At 34.3% G+C, this 3,809-nt stretch carries 4 protein-coding genes and 1 pseudogene; all 5 read left to right on the top strand.

Going from position 1 to position 3,809, the window contains the following annotated elements; genetic code table 11:
• Positions 1–1,242 (top strand): annotated as a pseudogene (locus Q0649_RS08880) (DNA-directed RNA polymerase subunit beta'); the annotation flags it as partial.
• A 121-nt stretch (positions 1,243–1,363) separates the two neighbouring features.
• Positions 1,364–1,606, top strand: coding sequence for a ribosomal L7Ae/L30e/S12e/Gadd45 family protein (locus tag Q0649_RS08875; protein ID WP_071614638.1), 243 nt, complete (start codon positions 1,364–1,366; stop codon positions 1,604–1,606).
• Positions 1,607–1,720: 114 nt separating this feature from the next.
• Positions 1,721–2,104 (top strand): 30S ribosomal protein S12, encoded by a 384-nt coding sequence (gene rpsL, locus Q0649_RS08870; RefSeq protein ID WP_298840397.1) that lies wholly within the window; start codon positions 1,721–1,723, stop codon positions 2,102–2,104.
• A gap of 144 nt (positions 2,105–2,248) precedes the next feature.
• Positions 2,249–2,719 carry a 30S ribosomal protein S7 gene (gene rpsG / locus Q0649_RS08865; RefSeq protein ID WP_298840394.1) on the top strand — a complete coding sequence of 157 codons (471 nt, stop codon included), beginning with the start codon at positions 2,249–2,251 and terminating at the stop codon, positions 2,717–2,719.
• A 74-nt stretch (positions 2,720–2,793) separates the two neighbouring features.
• Positions 2,794–3,809 (top strand): translation factor GTPase family protein (locus Q0649_RS08860; protein WP_298840391.1); only part of this gene is annotated, 1,016 nt, incomplete at its 3' end.

Genomic DNA, 3,809 nt, shown 5'->3' with positions numbered 1-3,809 from the left:
GCAGATACAGCACTTAAGACTGCCGATTCAGGTTATCTAACAAGAAGACTTGTTGATGTATGTCAAGATGTTATAGTAAGACACGAAGATTGTGGAACAACCGAGGGTTTTGAGGTTTCAGAGATTTGTGATGGTAGCGAAGTAATTGAACAATTAGTTGAAAGATTAACTGGGAGATATTCTGCTGAAGATATTATTCATCCAAAGACAGGTAAAGTAATAGTTCCTAAGGGTGAGTATATGGACATAAATTTAGCACAAGAAGTTCAAAATTCTGGTGTTAAGAAAGTTATGATTAGATCAGTATTTACATGTAAGGCTAAAATCGGTGTTTGTGCTAAATGTTATGGAATGAATATGGCAACTTCTCAAAAAATAAATATAGGAGAAGCCGTAGGAATAATTGCAGCTCAATCTATCGGAGAACCAGGAACACAACTTACAATGAGAACATTCCATACTGGTGGAGTAGCAGGATCAGATATAACTCAAGGACTTCCAAGAGTTGAGGAATTATTTGAAGCTAGAAAACCAAAGGGACTTGCAATAGTAAGTGATGTTAGTGGTACGGTTAAAATGGAAGATACTAAGAAAAAGAGAATTGTAATTGTAATTGGTGATGCAGGAGAAGAATTAAGCTACGATATACCATTTGGTTCAAGATTAAAAGTAGCGAATGGTGATAGAATTGAAGCTGGAGACGAAATAATTGAGGGTTCAGTAAACCCACATGATATTTTAAGAATCAAAGGCGTTAATGGAGTTAAGAATTATTTATCATCAGAGGTACAAAAGGTTTATAGACTTCAAGGTGTTGATATTAATGATAAACATCTAGAGGTTGTTGTAAGACAGATGACAAGAAAAGTTAAAATTGAAGAATCTGGAGATACTGAACTACTTCCAGGCAATTTAGTTGATATTTTTGCTTTTGAAGATGCTAATTCAAAAGTTGAATCTGAAGGTGGAGTACCTGCTGTAGGTAAAATATCCCTATTAGGTATAACTAAAGCCGCACTTGCAACAGAGTCATTCTTGTCAGCAGCATCATTCCAGGAGACAACAAGAGTTCTTACTGATGCAGCTATTAAAGGAAAAATTGATCCGTTGCTTGGATTAAAAGAAAATGTAATAATTGGAAAATTAATACCTGCAGGTACTGGGATGACAAGATATAGGACCATAAAGATAAATACTGAAGATGAAGTTAAAGCAGAAAATGAAAATGATTTAGAACTATAAGTTGTAACTAGTTGACAGGCGGATACTAAAATGATAAAATACACCTTGTGTGTGATTTAAATCGAGTAGATGTATCTTAATTAGATAAATCTTATGATTATAGTTATGAAGGGAGTTATAAATGGTAGATAAAATTGTAGGTCAGAAGGTCGTTGGAGTTAAACAAACCCTAAAAGCATTAAAAAATAATCAGGGTAAGGTTTTGTATATAGCCAAGGATGCTGATAATAGTATTACTGAGCCTATTCTAAAATTAGCCAAAGTTAATTCCCTGCAAATAGTATTTGTAGACACAATGAAAGAACTAGGAAATCTTTGTGACATAGATGTTGCATCAGCAACAGCATTGCGTTTTGAAGATTAAATTAATGCTAGCAACTAAATAATATAGATATATCATGTGATAACATAACGTAAGTTGTGTTATGACACATTGATATAAATGAAAATCATCTTATAAAAATGGGGAGGTGAAACCATGCCAACTATTAACCAATTGATAAGAAAAGGCAGAAAGACATTAGTTACAAAATCAGCTGCACCAGCATTAAAAAATTGCCCACAAAAAAGAGGCGTTTGTACAGTAGTTAAGACAACAACTCCTAAGAAGCCAAACTCAGCATTAAGAAAAGTTGCAAGAGTTAGACTTACAAACGGATATGAAGTTACTGCTTACATTCCAGGTGTAGGCCACAACTTACAAGAACATAGTGTTGTTCTTATAAGAGGTGGAAAAGTTAAAGATTTACCAGGAGTTAGATACCATATCATCAGAGGAACATTAGATTCAGCTGGAGTTGCAGGTAGACTACAAAGTAGATCTAAATACGGTACTAAGAGACCAAAGCAAGCAAAAAAATAATGCTTTGAATTTAGGTACAATGTCTTCAGCATTTATATATATGATAATTTTATATTTACATACATTTGCAGAAGTACAGAGTGCTTTGCGGTAGAAATATCGAGTACCTATGAGTTAATTAAAATTATTAAGGAGGGAAGTAAAGTGCCGAGAAAAGGATATATTGCAAAAAGAGATGTATTACCAGATCCTATGTACAACAGCAAAGTCGTTACAAAGTTAATAAACAATGTAATGGAGGATGGTAAAAGAGGAGTAGCACAAAAAATATGCTATGAAGCTTTTGACATAATCAAAGAAAAGACAGGTAAAGAACCTTTAGAGGTTTTTGAAGCAGCATTAAATAATGTTATGCCATTACTTGAAGTAAAAGCTAGAAGAATAGGTGGAGCTAATTATCAAGTGCCTATCGAAGTTAGACCTGAGAGAAGACAAACATTAGGATTAAGATGGTTATTACTCGCTGCAGATAACAGAGGCGAGAAATATGCAAGAGAAAAACTTGCTAATGAATTACTTGAAGCTGCAAACAACACTGGAGCAGCAGTTAAGAAAAGAGAAGACATTCATAAGATGGCAGAAGCTAACAAGGCTTTCGCTCATTACAGGTATTAATATCAAAACTGTTTTGGCTTTGCCAAGACAGTTTTGTCAAATTTAAAATCACTCGTTGAGAGGAGGAACAAATAGTGGCTAGAGAATATGCTTTAGAAAAATTCCGTAACATAGGTATTATGGCTCATATTGATGCTGGTAAAACAACTACTACTGAACGTATACTATTTTATACAGGAAAAACACATAAAATAGGTGAAGTTCATGATGGTGGAGCTACAATGGATTGGATGGTACAAGAACAAGAAAGAGGTATAACAATAACTTCTGCGGCTACAACTTGTTTTTGGAAAGGTTATAATATAAACATTATTGACACACCAGGGCACGTAGATTTCACAATTGAAGTTCAAAGAGCTTTAAGAGTACTTGATGGTGCAGTTGCTGTATTTGCTGCAAAGGGCGGAGTTGAACCACAATCAGAAACAGTGTGGAGACAAGCTGCTAAGTACAATGTTCCAAGAATGGCGTATGTTAATAAAATGGATATAATGGGTGCAGATTTTTATAGAGTTGTTGAGATGATGAGAGACAGACTAAAAGCTAATGCAGTTCCAATTCAACTTCCAATAGGTAAAGAAGAAGGGTTCCTCGGAATTATAGATTTAGTTAGAAACATTGCAGAGGTCTATAAAGATGATTTAGGAACACAAATAGAGGAAATTGAAATTCCAGAAAATATGAAAGAATTAGCACAAGAATATAGAGCAGCTATGGTAGAAGCAATAGCTGAGCTAGATGAAGATCTTATGATGAAATATCTTGATGGTGAAGAAATAAGCGAAGCAGAATTAAAAGCAGTTTTAAGAAAAGGTGTTATTAACAATGAAATAGTACCTGTAATCTGTGGTTCTTCATATAAAAACAAAGGTGTTCAAATGATGATAGATGCAGTTATAGAATACATGCCATCACCACTTGATATACCAAACGTTAAAGGCCAAGATATTGATGATGGTCAACCATTAGAAAGACATCCTAGCGATGATGAACCAATGGCAGCATTAGCATTTAAAATAGCCACAGACCCATTTGTTGGTAGACTTTGTTTTACAAGAGTTTATTCAGGCATAATGAAAACTGGTACATA

This window comes from uncultured Clostridium sp., from assembly GCF_937920395.1.
In the GTDB taxonomy this organism is placed as follows: Bacteria; Bacillota; Clostridia; order Clostridiales; family Clostridiaceae; genus Clostridium_AD.
This window is presented reverse-complemented; position numbering and strand designations above follow the sequence as displayed.

What these genes read in the sequence shown, in the direction of transcription:
- rpsL (WP_298840397.1), top strand. Translation starts at nt 1,721, where the DNA reads ATGCCAACTATTAACCAATTGATAAGAAAAGGCAGAAAGACATTAGTT.
- Q0649_RS08875 (WP_071614638.1), top strand. Translation starts at nt 1,364, where the DNA reads ATGGTAGATAAAATTGTAGGTCAGAAGGTCGTTGGAGTTAAACAAACC.